The 26715-nt window shown below is 67.5% G+C and carries 24 protein-coding genes and 4 tRNA genes; 10 read left to right on the top strand and 18 right to left on the bottom strand.

Annotation, left to right across the window (positions count from 1 at the left end; translation table 11 throughout):
- The first annotated feature begins 133 nt into the window (after window positions 1–133).
- A complete protein-coding gene (locus VV02_RS14865) occupies window positions 134–991 on the top strand; it encodes a glycoside hydrolase family 16 protein (RefSeq protein ID WP_052592655.1) in 858 nt (285 codons plus the stop codon).
- Here the strand turns inward: VV02_RS14865 and VV02_RS14860 are convergent.
- Entirely contained in the window at window positions 964–1566 is a 603-nt protein-coding gene (locus VV02_RS14860; protein ID WP_052592653.1) for a GNAT family N-acetyltransferase, read from the bottom strand. The genes VV02_RS14865 and VV02_RS14860 overlap by 28 nt on opposite strands.
- A 193-nt stretch (window positions 1567–1759) precedes the next feature.
- On the opposite strand from VV02_RS14860, the gene VV02_RS14855 reads away from it, so the two are divergent.
- From VV02_RS14855 to VV02_RS14845, 3 genes are read left to right on the top strand one after another with little or no spacing between them, the layout of a single operon-like run.
- Window positions 1760–2374 carry a TetR/AcrR family transcriptional regulator gene (locus VV02_RS14855; RefSeq protein ID WP_052592652.1) on the top strand — a complete coding sequence of 205 codons (615 nt, stop codon included), beginning with the start codon at window positions 1760–1762 and terminating at the stop codon, window positions 2372–2374.
- The gene (locus VV02_RS14850; RefSeq protein WP_052592651.1) at window positions 2371–3363 is read left to right on the top strand and encodes an NADP-dependent oxidoreductase; all 993 of its coding nucleotides are present in this window, start codon (window positions 2371–2373) and stop codon (window positions 3361–3363) included. Before VV02_RS14855 ends, VV02_RS14850 begins: the two co-directional genes overlap by 4 nt.
- 58 nt (window positions 3364–3421) lie before the next feature.
- Window positions 3422–4264 (top strand): alpha/beta fold hydrolase, encoded by an 843-nt coding sequence (locus VV02_RS14845; protein WP_052592650.1) that lies wholly within the window; start codon window positions 3422–3424, stop codon window positions 4262–4264.
- A gap of 148 nt (window positions 4265–4412) precedes the next feature.
- Here VV02_RS14845 and VV02_RS14840 read toward each other — a convergent pair.
- Window positions 4413–4487 (bottom strand) — tRNA-Val (locus VV02_RS14840).
- A 30-nt stretch (window positions 4488–4517) separates the two neighbouring features.
- Window positions 4518–4590 (bottom strand) — tRNA-Gly (locus VV02_RS14835).
- A 102-nt stretch (window positions 4591–4692) separates the two neighbouring features.
- Here VV02_RS14835 and VV02_RS14830 point away from each other — a divergent pair.
- On the top strand, window positions 4693–5205 hold the full coding sequence (locus VV02_RS14830; protein WP_052592649.1) for a nucleoside deaminase: 513 nt from the start codon (window positions 4693–4695) through the stop codon (window positions 5203–5205).
- On the opposite strand, the gene xdhC is transcribed toward VV02_RS14830, so the two are convergent.
- The 6 genes from xdhC to VV02_RS14800 form a co-directional block, all read right to left on the bottom strand.
- Window positions 5199–5999 (bottom strand): xanthine dehydrogenase accessory protein XdhC, encoded by an 801-nt coding sequence (gene xdhC, locus VV02_RS14825; protein ID WP_052592648.1) that lies wholly within the window; start codon window positions 5997–5999, stop codon window positions 5199–5201. The two genes, VV02_RS14830 and xdhC, sit on opposite strands and share 7 nt — an antisense overlap.
- 1 nt (window position 6000) lies before the next feature.
- Complete coding sequence (gene xdhB, locus VV02_RS14820; RefSeq protein ID WP_052592643.1) at window positions 6001–8385, bottom strand: xanthine dehydrogenase molybdopterin binding subunit; 2385 nt, start codon at window positions 8383–8385, stop codon at window positions 6001–6003.
- A complete protein-coding gene (locus tag VV02_RS14815) occupies window positions 8382–9803 on the bottom strand; it encodes a xanthine dehydrogenase small subunit (protein WP_052592641.1) in 1422 nt (473 codons plus the stop codon). Before VV02_RS14815 ends, xdhB begins: the two co-directional genes overlap by 4 nt.
- A gap of 23 nt (window positions 9804–9826) precedes the next feature.
- Window positions 9827–9900: transfer RNA gene (locus tag VV02_RS14810), tRNA-Cys, on the bottom strand.
- 39 nt (window positions 9901–9939) lie between these two features.
- Window positions 9940–10012 (bottom strand) — tRNA-Gly (locus VV02_RS14805).
- A gap of 44 nt (window positions 10013–10056) precedes the next feature.
- Window positions 10057–11103, bottom strand: a complete 1047-nt coding sequence (locus VV02_RS14800; protein WP_052592639.1) for a YihY/virulence factor BrkB family protein — start codon at window positions 11101–11103, stop codon at window positions 10057–10059.
- A gap of 108 nt (window positions 11104–11211) precedes the next feature.
- On the opposite strand from VV02_RS14800, the gene glgX reads away from it, so the two are divergent.
- Window positions 11212–13329 (top strand): glycogen debranching protein GlgX, encoded by a 2118-nt coding sequence (gene glgX / locus VV02_RS14795; RefSeq protein ID WP_052592637.1) that lies wholly within the window; start codon window positions 11212–11214, stop codon window positions 13327–13329.
- Between the two features lie 11 nt (window positions 13330–13340).
- On the opposite strand, the gene VV02_RS14790 is transcribed toward glgX, so the two are convergent.
- Entirely contained in the window at window positions 13341–14294 is a 954-nt protein-coding gene (locus VV02_RS14790; RefSeq protein WP_083450184.1) for a polyphosphate kinase 2 family protein, read from the bottom strand.
- Window positions 14295–14339: 45 nt separating this feature from the next.
- On the opposite strand from VV02_RS14790, the gene VV02_RS14785 reads away from it, so the two are divergent.
- From VV02_RS14785 to VV02_RS14775, 3 genes are read left to right on the top strand one after another with little or no spacing between them, the layout of a single operon-like run.
- Complete coding sequence (locus VV02_RS14785) at window positions 14340–15074, top strand: dihydrofolate reductase family protein (protein ID WP_169787696.1); 735 nt, start codon at window positions 14340–14342, stop codon at window positions 15072–15074.
- 37 nt (window positions 15075–15111) lie between these two features.
- A complete protein-coding gene (locus VV02_RS14780) occupies window positions 15112–16134 on the top strand; it encodes an LLM class flavin-dependent oxidoreductase (RefSeq protein ID WP_052592633.1) in 1023 nt (340 codons plus the stop codon).
- On the top strand, window positions 16131–16667 hold the full coding sequence (locus tag VV02_RS14775) for a YbhB/YbcL family Raf kinase inhibitor-like protein (protein WP_052592630.1): 537 nt from the start codon (window positions 16131–16133) through the stop codon (window positions 16665–16667). The genes VV02_RS14780 and VV02_RS14775 overlap by 4 nt, the downstream gene beginning before the upstream one ends.
- A gap of 45 nt (window positions 16668–16712) precedes the next feature.
- Here VV02_RS14775 and VV02_RS14770 read toward each other — a convergent pair whose 3' ends face one another.
- The 5 genes from VV02_RS14770 to VV02_RS14750 all read right to left on the bottom strand — a co-directional run bounded on the left by VV02_RS14770 (window position 16713) and on the right by VV02_RS14750 (window position 22720).
- Window positions 16713–18515, bottom strand: a complete 1803-nt coding sequence (locus tag VV02_RS14770) for an IucA/IucC family protein (RefSeq protein WP_052592628.1) — start codon at window positions 18513–18515, stop codon at window positions 16713–16715.
- Window positions 18512–19066 (bottom strand): GNAT family N-acetyltransferase, encoded by a 555-nt coding sequence (locus VV02_RS14765; RefSeq protein ID WP_083450182.1) that lies wholly within the window; start codon window positions 19064–19066, stop codon window positions 18512–18514. Before VV02_RS14765 ends, VV02_RS14770 begins: the two co-directional genes overlap by 4 nt.
- A complete protein-coding gene (locus VV02_RS14760; RefSeq protein ID WP_052592626.1) occupies window positions 19063–20352 on the bottom strand; it encodes a lysine N(6)-hydroxylase/L-ornithine N(5)-oxygenase family protein in 1290 nt (429 codons plus the stop codon). Before VV02_RS14760 ends, VV02_RS14765 begins: the two co-directional genes overlap by 4 nt.
- On the bottom strand, window positions 20352–21794 hold the full coding sequence (locus VV02_RS14755; RefSeq protein WP_245633087.1) for a pyridoxal phosphate-dependent decarboxylase family protein: 1443 nt from the start codon (window positions 21792–21794) through the stop codon (window positions 20352–20354). Before VV02_RS14755 ends, VV02_RS14760 begins: the two co-directional genes overlap by 1 nt.
- Window positions 21795–21892: 98 nt before the next feature.
- Entirely contained in the window at window positions 21893–22720 is an 828-nt protein-coding gene (locus tag VV02_RS14750) for a TrmH family RNA methyltransferase (RefSeq protein ID WP_052592624.1), read from the bottom strand.
- Between the two features lie 42 nt (window positions 22721–22762).
- Between VV02_RS14750 and VV02_RS14745 the strand changes: the two genes are divergently transcribed.
- Entirely contained in the window at window positions 22763–24235 is a 1473-nt protein-coding gene (locus tag VV02_RS14745) for a serine/threonine-protein kinase (RefSeq protein WP_052592622.1), read from the top strand.
- Window positions 24236–24247: 12 nt separating this feature from the next.
- On the opposite strand, the gene VV02_RS14740 is transcribed toward VV02_RS14745, so the two are convergent.
- From VV02_RS14740 to VV02_RS14730, 3 genes are all read right to left on the bottom strand, one after another.
- Window positions 24248–24979 carry a sulfite exporter TauE/SafE family protein gene (locus VV02_RS14740; protein ID WP_052592619.1) on the bottom strand — a complete coding sequence of 244 codons (732 nt, stop codon included), beginning with the start codon at window positions 24977–24979 and terminating at the stop codon, window positions 24248–24250.
- A complete protein-coding gene (locus VV02_RS14735; protein ID WP_052592617.1) occupies window positions 24976–25749 on the bottom strand; it encodes a sulfite exporter TauE/SafE family protein in 774 nt (257 codons plus the stop codon). Before VV02_RS14735 ends, VV02_RS14740 begins: the two co-directional genes overlap by 4 nt.
- Before the next feature lie 62 nt (window positions 25750–25811).
- Window positions 25812–26678, bottom strand: coding sequence for a GNAT family N-acetyltransferase (locus VV02_RS14730; RefSeq protein ID WP_052592615.1), 867 nt, complete (start codon window positions 26676–26678; stop codon window positions 25812–25814).
- Window positions 26679–26715: the final 37 nt, after the last annotated feature.

The raw sequence follows: 26715 nt of genomic DNA, 5'->3' as shown, positions 1-26715 counted from the left end.
TGAGGCGTTTGGACGGTCTTATGACAAATACGGCCGGACTGGTCGATTCGCAGGGAACACGGAGCGAGAGCCCGTTGGGAAGGTGGCAAGCATCAGCCGAGATTGAACCTCCCCACAGGAAGGCAATCAGCTCATGCGAAGAACTCAGCGCAAGACCCTGATCGGCGTTACAGCAGCAGCGGCTCTGGCCACCGCATCATGGCTCCCCGCGACCGCCGCCACCCCCATGGCCGACAGCGGCAGCCCTCATCTGGCGCCCACGTTCACGGACGACTTCGACGGCCCGGCCGGCAGCGGCGTCGACGGCTCCAAGTGGACGCTGGAGACCGGCGACAACGTCAACAACCACGAGCGGCAGTACTACACGAACGGCACGAACAACGCCGCGCTCGACGGCAACGGCAACCTGGTCATCACCGCGAAGAAGGAGAACCCGGCGGGCTACAACTGCTGGTACGGCCCCTGCGAGTACACGTCCGCGCGTCTGAACACCGCTCAGACCTTCACGACGACTCACGGCCACATCGAGGCCCGCATGAAGGTCCCGCGCGGCCAGGGCATGTGGCCGGCGTTCTGGATGCTGGGGAACGACATCGGCAGCGTCGGATGGCCGCAGTGCGGCGAGATCGACATCATGGAGAACGTCGGCTTCGAGCCCAACACCGTGCACGGCACGATCCACGGCCCCGGCTACTCGGGCGCCGGCGGTATCGGCGCTGGCTACACGTTGCAGGGTGGTGCGTTCCCGGACGACTTCCACACCTTCGCCGTCGACTGGGCACCCAACGAGATCAAGTGGTCCGTGGACGGCAACGTCTACCAAACCCGAGGCCCGGGCGATGTCGGCGGCAACCAGTGGGTCTTCGAGCACCCCTTCGACCTGATCTTGAATCTCGCGGTGGGCGGCTACTGGCCCGGTGACCCGGACGGCGGCACGCAGTTCCCCCAGCAGCTCGTCGTGGACTACGTCCACGTGACCGGCGGCAGCTGAGCAAGGCACGCGGCGCGGCCGCCGCGATCACTGAAGGGGACGTAGCTCTCCGTGTCGAGCGTCTCGATCCAGTGGTCCGGCGGCACGTCCGGATGACCTGGAACGGCGCGAGCCTCCTCGCGCCAGGCTCCTGCTCCGAAGGCGGCGTCCGCGACCCGTCGCCAAAAGGCTCCAGCTGCGTGATTGTCGTGCTGGAACGCGATCGCCCACGGGCCAGGGTGTCGTGCGATCACCGTCGTCGCCAGCTTCATCCCGGTGCCGTCCTGCCGAACGGCGGGTGCAACCCACATTCCCGCGATCGACCGCCGCGCACCAGTGAGTCCGTCGACGACCGCAAAAGCGATCGGTGCCCGCTCGCCCGTGTTGGGATGCGGCCGCCAGGTCAGATACGCAGCCACGTCATCCGTGGCACCGACCGGTAGGCCGCGCGTCTGGTAGCGACCATCGGCATATGGAAGTCCAGACACGACCGGGGCCAGGTCATGGCGGTAGGACTGCCACAACCAGCTGAGGACCACCCACTCGTCGTCGTTGTCGATGGCAGATATCTCTGTGGTGGCTGTGTCCGTCGTCATGGGAAGCACTCTGTCGCGTACGACGACGCCCGGCCATCTCTTCGCGCCGTGGCGAAGGGTGATTGGCCGCGGCGAGGAAGTCCTACGGCCACTCCCTGACCGCCTCCGAGACGGTGGCTCACCACTTGTCGGCTGACATTGCAGTACGTTCGTAATAGTATGATCGTAATGTTACCCGAAGGAGATCCAGGTCATGGCGAGGTACAGCCCCGAGCACAAGGAAGCGACCCGGCGCCGGATGATCGAGACTGCCGGACGGCGGTTCAAGAGCGACGGCATCGACCGGTCCGGCATCGCCGCCCTGGTCGCCGACGCCGGACTCACCAACGGCGCCTTCTATGGCCACTTCGCCTCGAAAGACGATCTGGTCGCCTCAGTCGTCGCGCAGCAGCTCGCGGACCAGGTCGCGGTCGTCAGCTCCCTGCCGGTCGGGCTTGCCTCGGTTGAGGCGTTTGTCCGCGAGTACCTCTCCCCCGCCCATCGCGACGATCTCCCTGGCGGCTGCCCATCCGCAGCGCTGCTGGATGAGATCGGTCGGTGCGATGTCGCGGTCCGGGAGGCCTATACCCGCGGCGCCAGCGCGATGATCGAGGCGATCGCCCACCACCTCGACGACGGTGATCCGCAGCGGACCAGTGAGCGTGCGATCGGTCTGTTCTCCCTGCTAGTTGGCTCACTCCAGGCCGCCCGCGCAGTCACCGACCCCGAGCTGTCGGATCGCATTCTCGCGGCGGGGTACTCCAGCGCGATGGCCCTTGCCACCACCCCGCACCCTCCCGCACGCGCGTCCAGACAGGACACAGAATGAAGGCCTTCGTCGTCACCCACTACGGCCCCGACGGACTCAAGGCAGCCGAGGTCCCGGCGCCGACGGTCAGCCCCCGCGACGTCCTGGTCGAGGTGCGCGCGGCGAGCATCAACCCGCTCGACAAGATGGTCCGCAACGGCGAGTTCAAGCAGCTGATCAAGTACAAGCGGCCCTTCGCTCTCGGCCACGACGTCGCCGGTGCTGTCACCCACGTTGGCGCCGACGTCACGGAATTCAAGGTCGGCGACGAGGTCTACTCCCGTCCCCGCGACCTGCGGATCGGGACCTTCGCCGAGCAGATCGCCATCGACGCTTCTGACGTTGCGCTGAAGCCGACCTCTCTCTCCTTCGAGGAAGCCGCCGCCGTGCCGCTGGTCGCACTCGCTGGCTGGCAGGCACTGGTCGACCTCGCCGACGTCCGACCCGGGCAGAAAGTCCTCGTCCACGCCGGCGCCGGCGGCCTCGGCTCCACGGTCATCCAGGTCGCCAAGCACCTGGGTGCATACGTCGCGACGACTGCCAGCACCAAGGACGTCGACAAGGTTCGCGCCCTCGGCGCTGACGAGGTCGTCGACTACACGAGCACCGACTTCGCCGACGTCCTGGCCGGGTACGACGTCGTGCTGGACTCACTCGGCCTGGCGAGTCTCGAGAAGTCACTGACCGTCCTCAAGCCGGGCGGCCTGGCGATCAGCGTGGTCGGCCCGCCCGATCCGCACTTCGCAACCCAGCTGGGCCGGCCAGTTCTCAAACCGGTCATGGCGGTGATGAGTCGCAAGATCCGCTCTCGCGCCCGGAAGCTCGACGTGCGTTACTCGTTCCTCTTCATGAAGGCGAGTGGCGCACAGCTGAAGACGCTCGCCGCGCTGTACGACACCGGCACCCTCCGCCCGGTGCTCGACCGCACCTTCCCGTTCGCGGCGACCATCGACGCGATGGCCTACGTCGAGCAGGGCAAGGCCAACGGCAAGATCGTGATCACCCGATGACCAGCCGGGTGGCTGGTGGGCTCGTGCTCGTCACGGCGCCAACGGGAGCAATGAGCCCATCATCACGGCGTATGGCGACGCCCCAGCGCGCACCATCCGTGTCGGAGGCACGACGTACGCGTACCGGGAACTGGGTCCGAAGGGCGGTATCCCCGTCGTCTTCTTCGTGCACCTCGCCGCGACCATGGACAACTGGGACCCGCGCATCGTCGATCCCATCGCGAAGAAGCGACACGTCATCACCTTCGACCAGCGCGGCGTGGGTGCCTCGACCGGAAAGGTGCCCGACACGATCGAAGCGGCCGCCGATCACGCCTACGAGCTCATCGCTGCGCTCGGCTTCGAGAGGATCGATATCTTCTCCTTCTCGATGGGCGGGTTCATCGCCCAGGAGCTGGTCCTCAAGCACCCCGAACTGGTCCGCAAGCTCGTACTGACCGGGACCGGGCCGCGCGGCGGCGCGGGCATCGACAAGGTTGTCGGCACCACCTATCGGGACATCCTGCGGGCGACTCTCACCCGGTCGGACCCGAAGGAGTTCCTGTTCTTCAAACGCGACCAGACCGGCAAGTCCGCCGCGAAGGCTTTCATCAAGCGACTGGAGGAGCGCACCGTCGATCGAGACGCCCCGATCAGCCTCAAGGCGCTGCGGACCCAGCTGAGGGCCATCAAGAAGTTCGGGCGGTCCGACCCCTCTGACCTGTCCACGCTCACCCAGCCGACCCTGATCGCCAACGGCGATCACGATCGCATGGTGCCGTCAGTCCTCTCCGAAGACCTCCAGCGCCGTATCAAGGGCAGCGAGCTGATCATCTACCCCGACTCTGGCCATGGCGGGATATTCCAGTTCCACGACAGGTTCGCGTCGGTCGCGGTCGACTTCCTCGGGGACTCAGCATGAGTCCGACCAACCACTGCACCTAAGGAACTGGCGCCCGCGGGTCGCCGCGACACTGACCTCGTCGAAGGCGACGCCTCGTTTTGGCCAGTGTGTGGCGCGACAACGGCCCCTGACCTTGCGTCTTCGCAGGTCAGGGGCCGTTCCGTACTGGTGGGCGATACTGGGTTTGAACCAGTGACCTCTTCCGTGTCAAGGAAGCGCGCTACCACTGCGCCAATCGCCCTGGCTCGACCCCCACGAAGGAGGTCGAGAGAGCGGACAACCGGGCTCGAACCGGCGACCTCAACCTTGGCAAGGTTGCGCTCTACCAACTGAGCTATGTCCGCCTGCTGCCACCGACCGAATGGTCTGGGCAACGGAGAGAACTGTAGCCGACGAATCCCCGCTCGCCCAAAACGGGCGCGCGGTGTGTGTGGTCTGATGACGCCATGAGCGGCGAGCCAGGCACGAGTCAGTCCCAGGACACCACACCCGACTCGGACGACCGTTGGCTTCAGCACGTGATCACGCTCGCCCGCGACAACGTCGGTGCTGGTGGCGGCCCGTTCGGCGCAGTCGTGGTCGCAGGCGGCAAAGTTCTCGCCGAAGGCGTCAATCGCGTGACGCGAGACCTGGATCCGACCGCGCACGCCGAGGTCGTCGCCATCCGTGCAGCGGCGCAGGCCATCGGCGACTTCTCGCTCAAGGGCGCCGTGCTCTACACGTCGTGCGAGCCATGTCCCCTCTGCATGTCGGCCGCGCTGTGGGCACGCCTGGACCGAGTTGTGTACGCCGCCGATCGCGACGATGCAGCGCGCGGCGGGTTCGACGACCGCGCGTTCTACGACCTGTTCGCGACGGAGCGGTCGCAGTGGCCGACGTCGGTCGCCCACGTGACCGTGCCGGCCGCCTTCGCGCCGTTCGAGCGGTGGCTGGACAAGGGGGACCGCGTCACCTACTGACGCGTCGTCAGGAGCGGCAGGAGCGCGGCGGCCACGCTGAGCGCGATCGTCGCAGGCTCCTTGCCGCCAACTCCCGGTACGCCGATCGGTGTCGTGATGCGGGCGAGGTCGGCCTCCGTGTGGCCCTGCTCTCCCAGGGTCTTGCGGAAGCGCTGCCACTTCGCGCTCGACCCGATCAGGCCGATGCTGCCCAGGTCCGTACGCCGCAGCGCCGAGTCGCAGAGGGCGGCGTCCTCGGCGTGGTCGTGCGTCATCACCAGGACATGACTGCCCGGGGGAAGGTCCGCCAGCGCCGCCTCGGGAACCGGGAGATGACGTACGTCGACCGTCGCCGGGCCGTCCAAGGCGGGTCGCAGACGCTCGTCCGCCAGCTGCTCTGGACGAGAGTCGATCAGCACGAGCCGCACGTCGAGGCGGCCCAGGATGCGTGCGAGTTCCAGACCGACATGGCCGACGCCGAAGATCGCCACCGTCGGCGCCACCGTGAGCGGCTCGAACAGCAGGGTCACCTGGCCACCACAGCACTGCCGTCCGTGCTTGTGCGGCGCTCTGTCGTTGAGGGCAACGTCGAGCAGTGAGGGCGGCCCGAGCGCCTCCTGCAGCATGCTTCTGCCACGTTCGATCGCCTCTGCCTCGAGGTTGCCGCCGCCCACGCTCCCCCACGTGCGGTCGAGCGACACGACCATCTTGGCGCCCGCCTCCCGCGGCGTGTGCCCGCGCGCGATCGCCACCGTGACCAGGACACCGGCCTGACCAGACGCGTGCAGCTCGGTGACCCCGTCGAGCCAATCCATCTCAGCCGCCCGTGGCCGCAGGCACCTGCGCCGGTGAGGTCGAGGGAGCCGGCGAGGCAGACGTACGAGCACCGTCGAGCGCCCAGTAGACCGCCTCAGGTGTGGCGGGGCTCGCGAGGTCGACGACGCAGCCGTCGGGTCCGAAGGCAGCGGCAGCCTGACGAAGCGCCTCGCGCACCGAGAAGGCGAGCATCAGCGGCGGCTCTCCGACAGCCTTGGAGCCGTAGACCGCGCCGTCCTCGGCTGCGTGCTCCAGGAGGCGTACGCGGAAGTCCTCCGGCATCTCGGACAGGCTCGGCAGCTTGTAGGTGCTCGCGCTCTGCGTCGCGAGACGCCCTCGGTTGTCACCGTCACTGGTGTCCCAGCGGAGGTCTTCGAGCGTCAACCACCCTGCGCCCTGGACGAATCCGCCCTCGATCTGTCCGAGATCGACCAGCGGCGAGAGGCTGTCCCCGACGTCGTGCACGATGTCGACGCGTCGCGTCCGATAGGCGCCGGTGAAGCCATCGACCTCGACCTCGGCGACCGCGGCGCCGTAGGCGAAGTACTTGAACGGCGAGCCCGCCATGGTCGTCGCGTCCCAGTGCAGGCCCTCGGTCCGGTAGAACCCAGCGGCCGACAGCTGCACGCGTTGGAGGTACGCCGACCGCACCAGGTCAGCGAAGGCGATCTCCTTGCCGGGAGCACCCAGACCCGTGATCACACCGTCGGCGAATCGAACGTCTCCCGGTGGCACCCCGAGCTGTCCGGCGGCGACGGCAGCCAGCCGTGCGCGAATCTGCTCGCAGGCGTTCTTGACGGCACCGCCGTTGAGGTCTGATCCCGAGCTCGCAGCAGTAGCAGATGTATTCGGCACCTTGTCGGTGCGAGTGGGTGCCAGTCGAACGATGCTCTGCGGCACTCCCAGGGCCGTGGCCGCCACCTGAATCATCTTGGTGTGCAGGCCTTGTCCCATCTCGGTACCACCGTGGTTGATGAGGACCGATCCGTCTTTATAGACCAGCACCAGGGCACCCGCCTGGTTGAAGGCCGTCAGGTTGAAGGAGATGCCGAACTTCACTGGTGTCGTGGCGATTCCGCGCTTGACGTGCTGATGTCGCGCGTTGAAGTCGCCGATCGCGGCCCGCCGAGTCGCCAGGTCGGCGTCCTCCGACACCTCGTCCCAGATCCGCTCGAGACGCTCCGCATGGCGCACGTCCTGGCCGTACGGCGTGGTTTGGCCTGGCTGGTAGAGATTGCGCCGCCGCAGCTCGTCGGCCGGGATCCCGAGCTGTGGTGCGCAGCGACCGAGAATCTCCTCGATCACGTGCATCCCCTGGGGACCTCCGAAGCCACGGAACGCGGTCTGAGAAGTCTTGTGGGTCAAGGCAATTCGCCCATGAACCAGCACGTGAGGGATCCAGTAGGAGTTCTCGACGTGGCACAGGGCACGAGCGAGCACGGGCTGGGACAGATCGAGGGACCATCCGCCGTCAGCTGTCAGGGTGGCGTCCAGCGCGACGAGATGGCCGTCCTGGTCGAAGCCCACAGAGTAGGACGCGTGGAACGGGTGCCGCTTGCCCGTCATGGTCATGTCCTGGGTGCGGTTGAGCCGGACCGACACCTCACGTCCGGTGCGCGCCGCAGCAAGAGCGGCGACCGCTGCGTAGCCGTGTGGCTGCATCTCCTTGCCGCCGAACCCGCCGCCCATCCGCAGGCATTGGACCGTGACCTCGTGACTGCGCAGCCCGAGCACGTGGGCGACGATCTCCTGGGTCTCCGTGGGGTGCTGAGTGCTGCTCTGGATGAACACCTGACCCGCCTCGTCCACGCGGGCGAGGGACGCGTGCGTCTCGAGGTAGAAGTGCTCCTGGCCGGGGATGTCAACCTCGCCGCTGAACGTGCGAGCCGCGCCGGACAACGCACTAGCCGCATCACCGCGCTGCACCGTCGGGGACGCCCCCTGGAAGCTGCTCGCATCGATCGCCTCGCGTAGCGTGAGAACTGCTGGGAGAGGCTCGTACTCGACCTGGACCGCGGCCGCTCCCCTGCGCGCCGACTCCAGCGTCTCGCCCACGACCCAGCAGACGGCCTGTCCGTGGAACATCACTTCGTCCGGGAACAGCGGCTCGTCGTGGGATGTGCCCGAGTCGTTGACGCCGGGTACGTCCTCAGCAGTCAGGACGAGTACGACGCCACGCACCTCGCGGGCCGCAGTCACGTCGAGACGCGTCACCCGGGCGTGCGCGTGCGGAGCTTGGCAGGGCCACGCATGCAGGGCGTTCGGAGACAGCGCCGCAAGGTCCTCGGTGTAGCGGGCGTGCCCCGTGACGTGGCCGGCTGCGCTCTCGTGCGGCTGCGCGGCTCCGATGGTTCCGCTCGGCGGACGGCTGCTGAGCTCGCTCATGCCGGCACCTCCTGCTCCGTGCTCTCGAGGTGAGCGCGCAGCAGCGCCTGCCGCAGCATCGCCTGCCGGTACGCACAGCTGGCCCGGTGGTCATCGATCGGCGTGCCCTCGGCGGCGAGCAGGTCGGCCACTGCGGCGACATGAGCCTCGTCCCAAGGCTGACCCGTCAAGGCGTCCTCGGCAGCCTTCGCTCGAACCGGCGTCGCGGCGACTCCGCCGAGCCCGATGCGCGCCCCGGTCACGGCTCCCCCGTCGAGACGGATCGCGATGGCCACCGCCACGCTCGAGATGTCGTCATAGCGCCGCTTGGCCGCCTTCACGAAGGTCGTGTGCTCAGCGAGCGGCAGTGGCACCACCACCGCGGCGATCAGCTCGTCCGGACGGCGTACAGACGTGCGGTATCCGGTGAAGTAGTCCGCGAGCGGCACCACGCGTTCGCCGGCCGCGCTGACGAGTCGCACTGAGGCATCAAGAGCGAGGAGCACGGGAGCGCAGTCACCGATCGGTGATCCGGTGCCGAGGTTGCCGCCGATGGTCGCAGCGTTGCGGATCAGGCGTGATGCGAAGAGCGGAAACAGCTTGTCCAGCAACGGGACTCGCGCATCGAGGGAGCGCTCGATCTCGCTGAGCGTCAGTGCCGCGCCGATCGTGATCTGGTCGTCGCTGACCTCGAGCTCACGCAGCTCGGCCAGGTGATCGATGGCGACGAGGCGTGGGTCGCGTACGTGCTTGAGGTTGACGTCGACGCCCCAGTCCGTGGCCCCGGCGACCACACGGACCTCACCGTCCTCGGCCAGGAGACCCAGCACTGTCGCGAGGTCGGCGGGACGGTCGTACGCCGCACCGTCGGCCTCGAGGTGGGTCGCGGCCGCTGTGGGTGCCGAGGCGGCGAGTCGGGTGGTCAGGGTGTCGTCCTGAGCCGGCGCGTCCAGTGCGGCGGCGGCTTCCAGGATCGGTCGATAGCCGGTGCAGCGGCAGAGGTTGCCCGACAGGGCGTGCGGATCGAACCCGTTGTCGTCGCCGTCCGCAGCACGATCCGGTCGGTAGAACTCGGCGGCCATGCTGCAGACGAACCCAGGAGTGCAGTAGCCGCACTGCGAGCCGCCGCGCAGGGCCATCTCACGCTGTACCGGGTGCAGCGACACAGGAGACCCGAGCCCCTCCGCGGTGACGATCTCCTGGCCGTCCAGGCCCAAGGCGGGAGGAAGGCACGCGTTCAGAGCTGTCCAACGGGCACCGTGCTCCTGGTCAGCGCGGGCGACCAGCACCGAGCAGGCACCACACTCACCTTCGGCGCAGCCTTCCTTGGCGCCTGTGAGGCCCTGGCCGCGAAGCCAGGTGAGCAAGGAGGTGTGGGGTGTCGCATCACTCAACGAGCGGCGTACACCGTTGACCGTGATCTCGGCCGGTGACGACATGTCGTGATGCTAGTCGTCGGATCTGGAGGTGGAGACGGGATTTGAACCCGTGTAGACGGCTTTGCAGGCCGTTGCCTCGCCTCTCGGCCACTCCACCACGTCTGGTCTCCCAGACAGGATCTCGCAAGGAGATCAGAGCGGACAACCGGGCTCGAACCGGCGACCTCAACCTTGGCAAGGTTGCGCTCTACCAACTGAGCTATGTCCGCGTGGTCGCAGCGGGGCGGCTACGCCGTCTCGCTGCCCGCCGACACTAGCCGATGGCGCGGGACGAGTCCAAGCCGGTCGAGTCTTCGTCTTCCGTCGACGCGGCCTTGCTCGATCCGTTGCGCGGTTCACGCGGTTCGTCGGGGCGAAGCCGTGCGACACCCTCCCCGAGCCACTCCCTGGCCTTCTCCGAGATCGGGGCGACCTCAGGCGGCGGCCACAGCCGCGAAGCCGCGGCGTTGAGGGCCGCACCGATCAGCACGCCGATGCCCAGGAAGTACAGCCAGATCAGCACAACGATCGTGGCCGACAACGGACCGTAGACGCTGAACCCGTCGACCGAGTTGCCGAGGAAGTAGCGCAAGCCGTACGACGACAGCACCCAGATCACGAGTGTCAGCGTCGCGCCCGGCAGGTCACGTACCCACGGCGCGCGCTTGGGCGTGGCGATGTAGAACAGCGTCGCGAAACCGAGGATGGTCAGACCGCCGACCAACGGCCAATACAGAATCATCAGGAACTGCAGGCTCTTGGGCACGATCCTGCTCAGCAGGTCCGGCCCGATCAGCATCAGCGGGATCAGTACCGCGGCGAACAGCAACGAGACGAAGTACAGCGACAGGCTCATGACACGAGTCCGGATGATCCCCCGCATCCCGCCCTGGCCGTACATGATCGAGATGGTGTCGAGCAGCACATTGAGGCACCGCGAGCCGGACCACAGACTCAGCAGGAATCCGATCGAGATGACGTCAGCACGACCGCCACTCAGCGCCTGGTTCAGCGTGGGCTGGATCACGTTGTTGATGACGTCCGGCGTGAGGAACTGGTCGGCGTAGTCGATGATGCTTTTCGTGACCTGCTCGCGGACGTTGGCGCCGAACGGCTTGGCCAGATAACCCACGGCGCCCAGCAGCCCGAAGATCAGTGGCGGCAGGGAGAGCAGGGCGAAGAAGCCTGCCTCGGCGGCAAGTCCCGTCACGCGCCAGCGCATGCAGACGCGTACGGTCTCAGCCGTCAGCCGGGCCAGGTTGAGCAGTCCGGGTACGTGAGACAGCAGGCGCTTGAGCTGCGGCTTCAGGCCCGTTACCACCCGGGCGCCTCTGCTGTGCGTCGGTTCACGCAGACCACGGTAGCCGCGCAAGCCCCGTGCGTTGTGCACCACAATGGCCGAGAGTCGGCGAGACAGGAGAGGAAACTGGTGGACATCTGGCCCGGCAAGGCCTATCCGTTGGGTGCAACGTACGACGGCAGCGGGGTCAATTTCGCGATCTTCACCGAAGTTGCCGCGCGCGTCGAGCTCTGCCTGATCGACGACGACGGGGCCGAGCAGCGGGTCGAGCTGACTGAGGTCGACGGGCACGTCTGGCACGGATTCGTGCCAGGAATCCAGCCCGGACAGCGCTATGGCTATCGGGTGCACGGGCCGTACGACCCCTCAGCGGGCCACCGATGCGACCCGAGCAAGCTGCTCCTCGATCCCTACGCGAAGGCGATCGACGGTCAGATCGATGGCGATGAGTCGCTGTTCTCCTACCGGTTCGCCAACCGGCGCAAGCGCAACAAGGACAACTCGCTCGGGCACACCATGCTCTCGGTCGTCATCAACCCGTTCTTCGACTGGGGCCGCGACCGGCCGCCTGGCCACGAGTACCACGACACGGTGATCTACGAGGCCCACGTACGCGGCCTCACGATGACCCACCCGGACGTACCCGAGGAGATCAGAGGCACGTACGCCGGCATCGCCCATCCCGCGGTCATCGAGCACCTCCAGCAGCTCGGCGTGACCGCGATCGAGCTGCAGCCCGTCCACCAGTACGTCCAGGACACCACCCTCAAGGAGAAAGGGCTGTCCAACTACTGGGGCTACAACACCATCGGGTTCCTCGCACCGCACAACGCCTACAGCGCCACCGGATCACGCGGCCAGCAGGTCACGGAGTTCAAGGCGATGGTCAAGGCGCTGCACGAGGCGGACATCGAGGTGATCCTCGACGTGGTCTACAACCACACGGCCGAGGGCAACCAGCTCGGCCCGACGCTGGCGTTCCGTGGCATCGACAACGCGGCGTACTACCGGCTCGTGGACGAGGACAAGAAGCATTACTACGACACGACGGGCACCGGCAACAGCCTGCTGATGCGCAACCCGCACGTACTGCAGCTGATCATGGACTCGCTGCGCTACTGGGTGCTCGACATGCACGTCGACGGCTTCCGCTTCGACCTCGCGGCGACGCTCGCGCGCCAGTTCCACGAGGTCGACCGCCTGTCGGCGTTCTTCGACATCATCCAGCAGGACCCGGTCGTCTCCCAAGTCAAGCTGATCGCCGAGCCGTGGGACCTCGGCGACGGCGGCTACCAGGTCGGCAACTTCCCGCCCTTGTGGACCGAGTGGAACGGCCGCTACCGCGACACGGTCCGCGACTACTGGCGAGGCGAGGCTGCCGCACTCGGCGAATTCGCTTCTCGTCTCACGGGTTCCAGCGATCTGTACGCCCACTCCGGGCGCCGCCCGATCGCGTCCATCAACTTCGTCACAGCGCACGACGGATTCACGATGCGGGACCTGGTCTCGTACAACGAGAAGCACAACGAGGCCAACGGTGAGGACAACCAGGACGGCGAGAGCCACAACCGCTCCTGGAACTGCGGGGTCGAAGGTCCGACCGACGACGCGGACGTCAACCGCCTGCGAGCTCAGCAGCAGCGCAACTTCCTCGCCACGCTCCTGCTGAGCCAGGGCGTACCCATGCTGTCGCACGGCGACGAGCTCGGCCGCACCCAGAGCGGCAACAACAACGTCTACTGCCAGGACAACGAGATCGCCTGGGTCGACTGGGATCTGGACGACGACCGTCGTGACCTGCTCGACTTCACCCGGGCGGCCATCGCCCTTCGTCAGCAGCATCCGACGTTCCGTCGGCGACGGTTCTTCGCCGGCGACGCGGCACACGGCGGTGCGAGCGAGGTGGGCGACATCGCCTGGTTCGCGTCGTCAGGACTCCCGATGAACGAGCTGGACTGGCGCAACGGCTACGCCCGCACGCTGATGGTCTTTCTCAACGGCGAGACCATCACCACACCGGACGACGTCGGCCGGCCGGTGACCGACGACCACATGCTGCTGATGTTCAACGCCCACAGTGACTCGGTCGACTTCACCGTCCCGGATGTGCACGACGGCACCTGGACGATCGCGCTGGCCACCGACGCGGCGTACGACCCGGATGCTGAAGTGGTCGCCCTCGGACCGGGCGCGGAGGTGCCGGTGACCGGCCGCTCACTCGTCGTGCTGCGGGCGACCGGCCACTGACAACGGTCTGATCAGGTGTCGGCGAGGCGCGCCTTCTCAGCCTCGACGTCGTAGGTTGCCGCGGGCCACTGCGGGTCGATCTCGCGCAGCTGCTCCAGGAGCAGCTGCTGCACGGCGAGCCGCGCGTACCACTTGTGGTCCGCAGGCACGACATACCACGGCGCCTCGTCGGTCGACGTCTTGTCGAGCAGTGCCTGGTACGACTCCTGATAGGCGTCCCAGAACTCTCGCTCGTCGACGTCGGCAGGGTTGAACTTCCAGTTCTTGTCCGGCCGGTCCAGACGCTCCTGCAGCCGAGCCTTCTGCTCGTCCTCGGAGATGTGCAGCATCACCTTGATGATGGCCGTGCCCTTTTCGATGACGCCAGCCTCGAAGGAGTTGATCTGGCCATAGCGACGCACCCACGTGGACCGCGGAACCAGGTCGTGCACGCGCACGATGAGGACGTCTTCGTACTGCGAGCGGTCGAAGACACCGATGTAGCCAGGCTTCGGCAGCGCATTGCGGATGCGCCAGAGGAAGGGGTGCGCCTGCTCTTCCTTCGAAGGCGCCTTGAACGACGTGAGCTGGATGCCCTGAGGATCAACCGCACCCACGACGTGGCGCAGGATGCCGCCCTTGCCAGAGGTGTCCATGCCCTGGATGACCAGCAGCACCGACCGGCCCTCGCGGTCGCGGCCGTCGGCATAGAGGCGCTCCTGCAGCTCGGCGAGCTCGTCAGCGACGGACGCCATGGCCTCAGCGGCATCGTCCTTGTCGCCGTCGAACCCAGGCGTCGAACCGGGGTCGAGGTCGGCCAGCACGAATCCCGCGGACACGGCCAGCTCGTCCCGCAATGACTTTGCGAGGGTGGCGCCGCCCTTGGGCTTCTCGTCCTTCTTGCTGGCCTTGTGCTTCTTGGACGACTTCTTCAGGTCGTCGTTCTTCTTTGACTTCTTGTCGTCCTTCTTCTTTTTCTTGGCCATGGGCCATCCTCGCACGCAGACCGGTTTGATAGAGGAATGCGCCAGTTGCTTCCAGTTCCAAAGCGATCCGGCGACGTCTCAGACGCCGCACTCATCGACCTGTACGACATCGCGCCGCCACCCGGCGGACGCCTGGTGCGACTCAACATGGTCAGCACACTCGACGGTGCGGCCACCGGCCAGGACGGCCTGTCCGGGACCATCAACACCCCGTCGGACTCTGCCGTGTTCGCCCTCCTGCGTGCGTGGGCCGATGTGATCCTGGTCGGAGCCGGGACGGTGCGCGCCGAGAGCTATGCGCCGGCCGTCGTGGATGAGCGGTGGCGGTCGCTGCGCGAGGATCGAGAGGCCCACCCCACGATCGCGGTCGTCACCCGTAGCGGCATCGTGCCGAGCCGGCTCCGGACGGAAGGCGAAGGCGGCCCCGTGATCTTGCTGACCACGACTGATGCGGACCCGGATGCGGTGGCCGAGTCGGGCCGAGCCATCGGCACGGATCATGTTGTGCAGCAAGGAGACTCGAGTGTCGACCTGGCTGCCTCCCTTGGCGCCCTCGCCGAGCGCGGTCTGACTCGGGTGCTCTGCGAAGGGGGCCCGACACTGGCTGGCGAGCTCGTCACTCTGGGACTGGTCGATGAGCTCTGCCTGACCTGGTCTCCTCTCCTACGCGCGGGCCACGGGCCCCGCATTCTCGACAGCGAGGAGCTGGAGTCCAAGGGCGCCCTCGCGTCCCTGCTCCATGAGGACGACACGCTCATCGGGCGGTGGCGGATCGTCTGAGCGGAATGTGTCACTGGCCGGCGCTGTTGCCCATGAGGTGACACTTCCCCTTTCGGTCCTGGACCTGTCCCCTGTCTCGTCCGGTCGCACTTCGGGGGACGCCGTACGCGAGACGATCGAGCTCGCCCAGTCGACGGAACGCGATGAATACCAACGCTTCTGGGTCGCCGAACACCACAACATCGCCAGCGTCGCGAGCACTGCGCCACCGGTGATGATCGCGTCCGTGGCCGCGGCCACGGCCACGATCCGGGTTGGCGCCGGCGGCATCATGCTGCCGAACCACGCTCCCCTGCAGGTCGCCGAGACGTTCCGGGTGCTCGAGGCGCTCCATCCAGGTCGGATCGATCTGGGGCTGGGTCGGGCCCCTGGCACAGACCAGCTGACGGCACTCGCACTGCGTCGCAGCCGGGAGGCGCTCGGCGCTGACGACTTCCCACAGCAGTACGCCGAGCTGATCGCCTACGTCGACGGATTCCCTGAGGAGCACCCGTTCCGTCCGATCTCCGCTCAGCCGACCGATGTCCCGCTCCCGCCCGTCTGGATCCTCGGTTCGAGCCTCTACGGCGCACAGGCAGCGGGAGCCTTCGGGACCCCGTTCGCGTTCGCGGGCCACTTCGGCACAGCTGACCCGGTCGAGGCGATGGACGCCTACCGATCCTCCTTCCGGCCTCAGCAGCGCGAGGGCGCGATGCAGGAGCCGCACTCTCTGCTCGCCGTCGCGGCCATCACGTCAGCCGACTCGGAGAGGGCTCGACAGCTCGGCCGCGCGGCTGCCCTGTCGATGGTGCGCCTGCGGCAGAACCGTCCGGGTCCGCTGCCGAGTCCTGAGGAAGCCCACGCGTACTCGTGGACCGACCTGGATGAGTCGATCGGTCAGGCGTTCGGCCAGTTCGCCACCGTGGGCACTCCGGAGGAGGTCGCGGCCGGCATTCGTCGGCGGGCCGAGGCCTGCGGCGCCGACGAGCTCATGATCACGACCAACGTGCACGACGCGGCCGAGCGCCGTGAGTCGTACTCACTCCTCGCGAAAGAGTGGGGATTAGTGTCGGGCTCATGAAGCTCGAGCGACCTGAGCACCCTGATCCCTACTCCCTCTTGCCCGAGGTCCCGTCCCTAACGGTGACCAGCGAGTCCTTCACGGACGGCGACACGCTGCCGGACACGCAGGTCTTCAACGACTGGGGCATGACCGGTGGCAACACCTCACCCCAGCTCTCCTGGTCCGGCGCACCGGACGGCACCACGTCCTTTGCCGTGACCTGCTTCGACCCGGATGCGCCCACGCCGTCCGGTTTCTGGCACTGGATCGCAGTCGGCATCCCTGCGGACGTCACGTCGTTGGCTGCAGGTGCGGACCTGCCGGAGGGCGCGTTCCACGTGCGCAACGACTTCGGCAACAAGCAGTACGACGGCGCGGCGCCACCCGCCGGAGACCGGCCGCACCGCTACATGTTCGCGGTGCAGGCCATAGGCGGCGACCCGCTGCCCATCAACGAGGACGTCAGCCCGGCCGTGGCGCTCTTCAACGTCGGCGGCCAGCTCCTGGGGCGCGGCGTCATCACCGCAACTTTCGCGGTCCCGGGCAGCTGAGCTGCACGCCGTCCGCTCCCCCGAGGTGAGCGGACGGCGTACGGGTCAGATCTGGTCCGTGGACGGACGCCCGATCGGGTTGGTGAGCTCGCCGGCGAACATCAGCGACTCGGCCTGGTCCGCCAGGTCGACCATCTGCAGGGTGTTGCGCAGCTGGAGCCGGTTGAGGCAGCTGTGCTTGAACGTCGGGCGGAACAGGTCGTACCGCGCGGCGACCTCCGCGAGCTCCGGGTGATCGATGCGGTGCTCCTCGATGCAGCGCGCCACCTCGGCCCAGAACTCCGACGCCGGAAGCACGCCGTCGTCGTCGAGGATGGCCGCGAGGTAGCGGAAGAACCCGTCGAACACGTCGGTGTGGATCGCCAATGCGCGTACGGCCTGCGGGACATCCGCCTTGATGCGCTCCACCTCCGCCGGGAGCTCGAGGTCGCCCATCACGGCGACCTCCTCGCCGATGTCCTTCATCAGCATCCGCACCGGGACGTTGTCGCGCAGCACCATGATGAGGTTCTCACCGTGGGGCATGAACGCCAGCTCATAACGGTAGAGGCAGTGCACCAGTGGCCGCAGGTGGGCGCGGAGGTAGGTCCGCACCCACTCGACCGGCTCGACCGGTGAAGCCTCGATCATCTTTGATACCAACGCAGTTCCCGTGGTGTCACGGTGCAGGAGCGACGCCATCGTCGCGAGACGCTCGTTGTCGTCGAGGCCCGGCATCGGGCTCTCACGCCACAGTGCCGCGATCATCTTCTGGTAGGGCGAGACATCCGCGAGCCGGTGGAACGCGTCACCGGTGTAACCGATCGACGCGCGTTCGCGCAGCACCCCGAAACGACAGTCCTGCAGCGTCGGATCCTTGGCGACGAGGTCGGCGACCCAGTCGTTGATGGCCGGCGTCGCCTCCATGTAGCGCGGTGAGAGACCGCGCATGAAGCCCATGTTCTGGATGGACAGCGCGGTCTTGACGTAGTGGCGCTCCGACCGAGAAGCGTTGAAGAACGTCCGGATCGACTGCTGCGCCTGGTAGTCGTCCTCGCCCTCGCCAAGACACACCAGGTCCTGCCGGCCGAGGTCCGGCGCGAAGGTGATCGAGAGCTTGTTGACCCACTGCCAGGGGTGAACTGGCAGATAGAGGTAGTCCGCCGGGTCCAGTCCGAGCTCGGTCAGCCGGGTGTCGAACCGACCAACGGTCTCTTGCCCCAGCTCGCTGCGATAGAGATCCGGCTCGGTCAGACCCGTGCCGCAGGACAGGTGGGACATCTCGCGACGGGCGGCCAGCCACACGAGCCTCAGTGCGCTGCCGGTCTCGGGTGCGTACGCCGCGTAATCGTCTGCGCCGTAACCGATTCGGCCGTTGTTCGCGACAAATGCCGGGTGGCCCTCGGACATCGCCGACTCGATCTCTTGATAGCTCGCGTCGACCAGGTCGCTTGACGAGACCTGTGGTCGTTGCAGCTTCCACGCGGAGGAGGACAGCGTGCTGGCAATCTCCTCGAGGTAGGTCGGCAGCAACGAGGACGGGATGCCGAGTGCCGGTGCGAGCTCCGCAATGAGGTCCTGCGCATCGAGCCGCGTCGGAACGCCGTCCACCTCTCGCTCGAGCGACTCGGGCTCGACCACCCAGTGATCCAGCTCGTGCACCCGGGCGCGGAACCAGTACGTGCTCCGCCCCTCGCCCGTCACCAGCCGGTAGCCGTCCTGGTCCGACTGAGGCGCCAGTAGGCGTTCGTGGGTGAACTCGCCAATCGCCTTGGCTACCAACGCTCTTTGGGCGCGATCCATCGACGTCGGAGTGAGATGAGTCGCGTACTGACGGGGATCGGCCGTGGTCAGGATCGTCGCCGTCACGCGAGGTCACCGCCGAGCTCCGAAGCCTCGAACTGGGCGCGGGTGCAGAACGACAGCGCAGCGACCTTGTCGTGCAACGGGACCTCACGCACCACGCGGAATCCTGCCGCCGCGTTCAGTGCAGCGATCTTGGTGTTGCGTACGTCTGGCTCGACGACCACGCGTCGGACCTCCTCAGGTTGGAAGCAGTACTGCAGGACGGCCCTCATGACCGACCTGGTGAAGCCATGGACGGGTTGTTCGGCAGGTGCGACCAAGAGGTGCATCCCGACGTCGCCGTGCTCGATCTCGGGCACGTCGGCCAGCTCGCGGTGTCGCGGGTCGTAGACCTCCATGAGGAACTGCGCCTGGGCGTCCACGAATCCGACGAACGCGTGGTGGTACGGGTCCAGTGCGAGTCCGCGATAGGCCGTCTCGACATCACTGACCGAGGAGTGCTGCATGCCCCAATAGACCGAGCGAGGATGCGTGACCCACTGGTGCAGGACCTCACTGTCGCGATCCCCGTCGAATGGTGCGAGGGTGATGCTGCTCGTCATCAGCGTGCTCATCGGGCCGCACCTGCCATCAGGCGGAGGTGGTCGGGCACGCCGAACTGCTGGAACGCGATCCGCTTCTCGATTGGGTAGACCTCTCGGCCGACCATCGCCGCGATGATCACCGAGCTGCGATAGGCGCCCATCCCGAGGTCGGGCGCCACGAAGCCGTGCGTGTGCTCCTCGCCGTTCTGGACGAAGATCTCCTCGCCTGCCCGGTCGACCGCGTAGGTCGAGGACGCGTCGTACCTTCCCCGCTCGTCCCAGCGGATCCGGTCGCGCACCGGGTCCAGGAAGGCAGGCACGCTGGACGCGTATCCGGTTGCCAGCACAAGAGATTCAGTCCTCAGGCGCAGGTCCTCGTGCTGCTCGGTGTGGTGCAGGTCGAGGGTGTACGCCGTGCCGTCCCACTCGGCGCCGGTGAGGGCCGCACAGGTGAGCAGATTGGTGTCCACACCGCCGTGCACCTGCTTGGCGTAGAGCGTGTCGAAGATGTCGTTGATCGTGTCCGAGCTGATCCCCTTGTAGAGGCCGCGCTGCTCGCGGAGCAGCTCATCCCGCTTCTCACCAGGCAGTGCCTGGAAGTAGGCGGTGTACTCCGGCGACGTCATCTCCAACGTCAGCTTGGTGTACTCCATCGGGAAGAACCGCGGTGACCGCGTCACCCAGCTGAGCGTGTAGCCGTGCGACTCGATGTCGGCCAGCAGGTCGGCGTACACCTCGGCGGCACTCTGACCGCTGCCCACCACCGTGATCGACCCGGTGTCCTGAAGGTCGGCCTTGCGGGTCAGGTAGTCGGACGTGTGGATGGCGGGACCGCCCAGGCCGGCGCAGGCGTCCGGCACCTTCGGCTGGGTGCCCGTGCCGAGCACCAGCCGCTTCGTGCGGTACGACTCGCCCTGGTTGGTGCGGACGACGTACGCCGAGCCGTCGTGCTCGACCCGCTCGACGGCCTCGCCGAAGCGCACCGATGTCAGGCGGTCGCTGACCCACTGGCAGTACTGGTTGTACTCCGCACGGAGCGGGTAGAAGCTCTCGCGGATGTAGAAGGAGTAGAGCCGCCCGGTGTCCTTCAGGAACGCCAGGAAGGAGAACGGCGAGGTCGGGTCGGCCATGGTGACCAGGTCGGCCAGGAACGGCACCTGGAGAGTGGCGTCCGGCAGCATCATCCCCGGGTGCCAGTCGAACCGGTCGCGAGCCTCGAGGAACAGGCCGTCCAGCTCGTCGAGCGGCTCGGTCAGCGCGGCGAGGCCAAGGTTGAACGGCCCCAGGCCGACACCGATGAAGTCGTACTCGTGCATCAGCTGACCTCCAGGAGAGCCGGCGCATCGATCTCGCGCGCGAGGGTCCGGAGCGTGTCGAGGATCTCGACCATGTGCTCGGTCGTCGCCATCGGGTTGAGCAGCGTCAGCTTGAGCCAGGACCGGCCATCCACCTTGGTGCCGGCCACCATCGCGCGACCGCCGGCGTACAGCTCTTGCCGCAGCCGCGGGTTGAGGTCGTCGGCGTCGCTCTCACTCATCCCGAGCGGGCGGTAGCGGAACACCACGGTGCTGAGCGACGGATCCGCCGCGAGCTCGAAGCCCCGATCGGCACGGACGACCTCGGCGACGTCCTGCGCGAGGTCGATGACCGTGTCGAAGTAGTCACCGATCTGGTCAGCACCCATGAGCCGCAACGTGATCCACAGCTTGAGGGCATCGAACCGGCGGGTGGTCTGCAGGCTCTTGTCGACCTGGTTTGGCTGCTGTGCGGACCGTGGGTTGAGGTAGTCAGCGTGGTGCGTCACCTCCTGCAGCGTGCTGCCATCGCGCACGACGATGGCGCTCGAGGACACCGGCTGGAAGAACGTCTTGTGATAGTCGATCGTGACCGAGTCCGCCAGCTCGATGCCGTCGAGCAGGTGACGTCGTCTCGGCGAGGTGAGCAGGCCACCGCCGTACGCCGCGTCGACATGCATCCAGGCGCCGTACGCCCCCGCGGCCTGGGCGATCGCGCGCATCGGGTCGATCGCTCCGAAGTCCGTCGTGCCGGCCGTGGCGACGACGGCCATGACGGTCAGTCCGTCTGCGTCGCACGTCTCGAGAGCCCGCTTCAGGGCGGCGACGTCCATCCGTCGGGCCGCGTCCGTCGGCACGGTCACCACGGCGTCGTCCGACAGTCCCATCAGCCGCGCCGACTTCTGCACGGAGAAGTGGCTGTCCTGCGAGGTCAGGACGCGCAGACGGTCCGCGGGTACGCCACGTCGGCGGCCGCGGGCCAGCAGCAGGGCCTGCAGGTTGGACTGACTCCCACCACTGGTGAAGACCCCGTCCGAGCCCGCCCCGAAACCGATTCGTCCTGCCGTCCAGTCGATGAGGTGGCGCTCGATGTAGGTGGCGCCGACGCTCTGATCGAAGGTGTCGAGAGAGGAGTTCACCGACGAGACGAACAGCTCACCGAGGAGGGCCGGGATGACGACGGGACAGTTGAGGTGGGCGGCGTACATCGGCTCGTGGAACCACACGGTGTCGTCGAGATACACGCGCGACAACTCGCTCAGCACGTCCTCGACCTCACCCGCCGGCTCGTCGAGATCGATGTCATCGATCAGCTTGGCCGCCTGCTCGGGGCTGGCGCCACGGGCGGGGCCGGTGACCTCGCGCAGGTGATCTCCGAGATGATCGATACCGCGGTGCAGGATGTCCGCGTAGTCGTCGGCGTTGGCCGGATGGAACAGGTGACGCAGGGGTCGGGTAGGCACCGCGATCCTTCCTCGCTGGTTAGGTAAGGCTTGCCTACTTAATCGCACCGAGGGGGTCATCGGTCAAGTGGAGGACCGCGAAATCCACGTGAGTCAGGTCACACCTGGTGGTCTCGGGCCTTCGGACGAGTGGCCCACATCGCCACCGCACTGGCTGCGGCGACGTTGAGGGAGTCGACCCCGCCGGCCATGGGAATCCGGACCACGAGGTCACAGGCCGCGACCGTGCGCGGGCGCAGGCCATCGCCCTCCGCACCGAGCACCAGAGCGAGACGGTCTGGTGGCTGAGTCTCTAGCTCTGCCAACGAGATTGAGCGATCGTCGAGTGCTAGAGCAGCGACGACCCAACCATCGTCACGGAGCTGCTCGATGCCCTGCGGCCACGGGTCGATCCGGGTCCACGGCACCTGCAGCACCGTGCCCATCGACACCCGCACCGAACGACGATAGAGCGGGTCCGCGCACCGGGGTGTGACGAGAACGGCGTCTACCTCGAGGGCAGCCGCGGAGCGGAAGACGGCTCCGACGTTGGTGTGGTCGACGAGGTCCTCCAGGATGACGACCCGGTGGGCTCCGGCCAGCAGGTCGCACGGCTCTGCCATGACGGGGCGGTGCATCGCAGCAAGGGCTCCGCGATGGAGGTGAAATCCGGTCATCTCCTCGATGACCTCGGGCTCCGCCACGAAGACGGGTACGTCGTCGGCCTCAGCCTGCTCGACGAGATCGGACAGATCGTCCAGCCAGCGCTCCCCCATCAGGAACGAGCGCGGTCGGTGGCCGGCGCCGATCGCACGCCGGATGACCTTCTCGCTCTCGGCGAGATAGAGGCCCTCGCAGGGTTCCAGCACCCGACGGAGGGCGACATCGGTCAGCGCGAAGTAGTCGCGTACTCGCTCGTCGGACGGATCGTCGATGCGGACTGGCACCGGTCCAGCCTAGAGACGCCCCTGCTCCCTAGAGTGAGGCACATGTCCGGGGGATCAGTCGGCCGAGTGCTCGAGGAACGGTTCGAGCTCCTCGATCAGCTCGGTGTCGGCGGGATGGGCACGGTCTGGCGCGCCCGAGACCTCGTCCTCCATCGCGACGTCGCCGTCAAGGAGGTGCGGCCGGTCGACGGCGCCGACCCTGACGAGACCAGGGAGCGGGTGCTGCGCGAGGCTCGAGCGCTCGCCCGGGTGAGCCACCCCAACGTCGTCACCGTCCACCACATCGTCGACGAGCGACCGCACCCCTGGCTCGTGATGGAGCTGGTCGAAGGTTCGAACCTCCAGGACCGGCTGCGTACCGGCCCGCTCCCCGAGCAGGAGGTCGCGCGCATCGGCCGTCAGGTCGTGGCCGGACTCCAGGCCATTCACGCGGTCGGCATTCTGCACCGAGACATCAAGCCGGCCAACGTGCTGCTGCGAGCGGATGGCCGAGCTGTGCTGGCGGACTTCGGGATTGCGTCCGTCGAGGGCACGACCAGCATCACTCAGATCGGTCAGGTGGTCGGCTCGCCGGAGTTCATGGCACCTGAGCGTCTCAGCGGCCTGCCGGAGGGTCCGGCCGCCGACCTCTGGTCGCTGGGCATGACCCTCTTCGTCGCTGTCGAGGGCCACAGCCCCATGCGTCGCAAGACCACTGCCGCGACGATGAGCGCCGTTCTCTCAGAACGCATTCCGCCACCCGAACGTGCTGTCGCTCTCCGCCCTGCTCTCGAAGCCCTCCTGATCAAGGAGCCGACCTCGCGAGCCGATGCGAGCGAGGCGGCACATCTCCTGAGCGTGCCTATCGACTCCGCGACGGCGACCACTGAGGCGGGCGCCGGCGTACCCCCTGCAGCACACACTCCACCTGTGCCGATGACCGTGCCGCGGCGGCTCAGGTCCTCGCCTCTGCGCAGGCGAGGTGCAGCCGTAGCGGGAGCTCTTGCGGGCGCGCTGGTCCTGGCGGGCGGCATGTACGCCGGCCTGCATCTTGGGAGCACGGACGACCGGGCCGACGGAGCTGGATCGACGAGTTCCGTTGCGACTGCTAGCAGCTCGCGTGCCCCGCGTACTGAGAGCAGTGCTCCGCCAAGCGCGGTGGTAGCCCCGCCGGCGTCTCCGCCGTCGTCTGCTCCTCCGGCGAAGACATCAGGCGTATGGATCGCTCAGCTCGCCTCTGAGCCGGTCTCCGCCGGCACGGCAGCGCGCGACCGCAGGCTGCGCGACGTACGCCGCACCGTGCCCGGCGCACGTGTCCTGCGCAGCGATCAGTACGCCGCGCTCCGGTCCGGCTACTGGGTCGTCTACGCGCCGGGGCCGTTTGCGACCGGTCGCGCCGCCCTGAAGTTCTGCGCAGGGCATGGCCGAGTGACGGCGAGCCAGTGCGTGGGGCGCTACCTCAGCGACAAGGCGGCCGACCGCGTCTACATCTGCTACCCACGGGCGTCTGCCAAGAGCCGCTGCACGCGCTCCTGACCGGACGCACGGTCAGCCGAGGGCTGCCCGGACGAGCACGCTGACGCCCGCGACGGCAGCAACAACCAGCACGCACTTGCGCATCCGCTCGGGGGCCAGACGACGGCGTACAGGAATCGACAGCACGGCTCCAGCGGCAACGAAGGGCACCCACACGAGCCCCACCCGGACCTGGTCCTGCGTCAGCTCCCCGACCGCGGCGAGGCCGATCAGCGACACGGATGCTCCGAGGACGAAGAAGGCGGCGAGCGTCGATCGCACGCGGCTGGGTCGCTCGTGCTGGAGGACGAGGCCGAGGAAGGGACCTCCGATGGCGGCCGCTGTGCCGGTCACGCCCGTGAGCATGCCGGCGCCGAACGCTGATGCCGGCCGCGGCCGAAGGTCGACCATCCAGACAGAGGCGCCCACGGCGACGAGCACCATCACACCGACCAGGACCGCGATCACGGTCGGAGAGGTGAGAGCGACCAACGCGATCCCGACCGGCAGCAGCAGAAGTCTTCCGAGCATGGCCCAGCCCAGCGAGCGGCCATCGATGTCGCGCTGGCCGCGGGTCAGCTCCACGAACGGGAGCGCCAGACTCGGGACGAGCAGCGCGCCCGGCATCAGGTCAGGCGCGAGCATCACCACAACGGGCGCTGTCACGACGGCGAGGCCGAACCCGGCCACCGACTGGGTCAGCGCACCGCCTGCGCACACCAGACCGAGCAGCACGACCACCGGCCAGGCGACCTCGCCGATCATCCGCGCAACAGATTGATGATCGCCACGATGCCGATCACGACGATGAACCCGCGCAACGCCCACGGCGGCAGCCGGCGCCCGATGCGAGCACCGATGACACCCCCGATGAGGGCGCCTACGGCAATCAGCCCCGCCACCGCCCAGTCGATCTTGTCCGTCGCGACCACCATGAATGTCACTGCCGCCACGGCGTTGACCACGGTGCCGAGGACGTTCTTGATGCCGTTGATCCGCTGCAGCGGATCACTCAGAAGCACACTCATCAGACCCATCAGCAGCACGCCCTGAGCGGCACCGAAGTAGCCCCCGTAGACACCGGCTCCGAAGATGCCAGCAGGCAGCAGGACTCGTTGCCAGGTCGGCGTGGCGCCCTGAGCGTCGTGGTGGGCGGCAGCGGCCCGCTTCTGCAGCCAGGGCCCACAGATGACGAGCAGCACGCCGAGACCGATCAGCACCGGCACGATCGCGTCGAACGCCGACGCAGGCAGCACGATCAGGAGGAGCGCGCCGACGACGGCACCGGCGAACGACATCGGTGCCAGCCTGCGGAGCAGATCAGCAGAGCCGCGCAGCTCCTTGCGGTAGCCCCACGTGCCGGTGATGCCGCCCCCGACGAGGCCCAGGGTGTTGGACACATTGGCGACCACCGCCGGGTAGCCAAAGGCCAGCAGCGTCGGGAACGTGACCAGCGTCCCGGAGCCGACGATGGTGTTGATGGTCCCCGCGGCCATACCGGCCATCAGGATCAGCAGCGCTTCAGCCCAGGACACTGCGCCACCCTACATATGGCTGACCGGAGCCAGCCGTGGCGTCTCGGCAGCGTTCCTTGCGCTCAGGCGCTCCGGCACAGGTCGCGGACATCAGGAAGCTGTTCGAACCCGGCCGACGCATAGGTCGCGACGGCGCCGACGTTGCTGCTCGGGGTACAGACGAGCGCGCTCGATGAGCTCATGTCACGCAGCGCAGACGCCGCTGCGATGCTCATCGCCTTGCCGTATCCGTGGCCTCGATAGTCCGGATGCACACCTACAGGTTCGAGCAGCCCGGGCTTGTCCGGACCGGCCGACCACACGGTCGCAGTCGCCACGGGAGTGTCGTGGCCGTCGTACGCGAGCAGACTCAACGCGTCGGCGTAGGGCACACCGGACGCCATCGCGTGCCAACGCTCGTCGGTGAATGTCGGGCTGCCGAACGACGCTTGGTGGACGGCGGTCTGCAGGTGCGCCTGCTCCGGCTCGACCACCTCGATCCGCAAACCGCAGTCCTCCACCGGTGCGGTGAGGTCGCGCCGAAGCGGCGTCCACGGCTCGTCCCGCGCCCATCCGTCGCCGACCAGTCGTGCCTGGAACGCTGCGCCGAATCGTGCCTCGACACAGATGCTTCCTTCAGGAAGGACCCCACGCTCTGGCCGGCTCACGTCGGCGGCCATCTGAGTCGCCAGGTCCTCGTCGTGCTCGGCCTCGGGCGCGATCGCCAGTCGAACCAGCCCAGGACCATCCAGGAGGCCGACCGCGAGGATCCGTTGGTCGCGGCTCCAGATCCGGACCGCCGCAGCTGTCGTCTCCGCCCCGAACCGCCAGTACCAGCCAAGGTCTCCCGGATGCAGCTGTACAGGGGCCCCGTCGTGCTGCCACTCCCGGAGAGCCAGTACCGCCTCATTCAGCTCGTCGACTGTCGGCTTACTCAACACGATCGCCATGGGTCCGATCCCACCTCATGGGGCCGACCTCTCGCAT

Source organism: Luteipulveratus mongoliensis, assembly GCF_001190945.1.
In the GTDB taxonomy this organism is placed as follows: Bacteria; Actinomycetota; Actinomycetes; order Actinomycetales; family Dermatophilaceae; genus Luteipulveratus; species Luteipulveratus mongoliensis.
Note: the sequence above shows the minus strand (reverse complement) of the source record. Positions and strands in the feature narration are given on the sequence as shown.

Coding starts and splice junctions, on each gene's coding strand:
- VV02_RS14765 (WP_083450182.1), bottom strand. CDS start 19,066: ATGAGCACGCTGATGACGAGCAGCATCACCCTCGCACCATTCGACGGG.
- VV02_RS14815 (WP_052592641.1), bottom strand. CDS start 9,803: ATGTCGTCACCGGCCGAGATCACGGTCAACGGTGTACGCCGCTCGTTG.
- VV02_RS14865 (WP_052592655.1), top strand. CDS start 134: ATGCGAAGAACTCAGCGCAAGACCCTGATCGGCGTTACAGCAGCAGCG.
- xdhB (WP_052592643.1), bottom strand. CDS start 8,385: ATGAGCGAGCTCAGCAGCCGTCCGCCGAGCGGAACCATCGGAGCCGCG.
- VV02_RS14860 (WP_052592653.1), bottom strand. CDS start 1,566: ATGACGACGGACACAGCCACCACAGAGATATCTGCCATCGACAACGAC.
- VV02_RS14855 (WP_052592652.1), top strand. CDS start 1,760: ATGGCGAGGTACAGCCCCGAGCACAAGGAAGCGACCCGGCGCCGGATG.
- VV02_RS14775 (WP_052592630.1), top strand. CDS start 16,131: ATGAAGCTCGAGCGACCTGAGCACCCTGATCCCTACTCCCTCTTGCCC.
- VV02_RS14730 (WP_052592615.1), bottom strand. CDS start 26,678: ATGGCGATCGTGTTGAGTAAGCCGACAGTCGACGAGCTGAATGAGGCG.
- VV02_RS14790 (WP_083450184.1), bottom strand. CDS start 14,294: ATGGCCAAGAAAAAGAAGAAGGACGACAAGAAGTCAAAGAAGAACGAC.
- VV02_RS14830 (WP_052592649.1), top strand. CDS start 4,693: ATGAGCGGCGAGCCAGGCACGAGTCAGTCCCAGGACACCACACCCGAC.
- VV02_RS14760 (WP_052592626.1), bottom strand. CDS start 20,352: ATGCACGAGTACGACTTCATCGGTGTCGGCCTGGGGCCGTTCAACCTT.
- xdhC (WP_052592648.1), bottom strand. CDS start 5,999: ATGGATTGGCTCGACGGGGTCACCGAGCTGCACGCGTCTGGTCAGGCC.
- VV02_RS14740 (WP_052592619.1), bottom strand. CDS start 24,979: ATGATCGGCGAGGTCGCCTGGCCGGTGGTCGTGCTGCTCGGTCTGGTG.
- VV02_RS14745 (WP_052592622.1), top strand. CDS start 22,763: ATGTCCGGGGGATCAGTCGGCCGAGTGCTCGAGGAACGGTTCGAGCTC.
- VV02_RS14850 (WP_052592651.1), top strand. CDS start 2,371: ATGAAGGCCTTCGTCGTCACCCACTACGGCCCCGACGGACTCAAGGCA.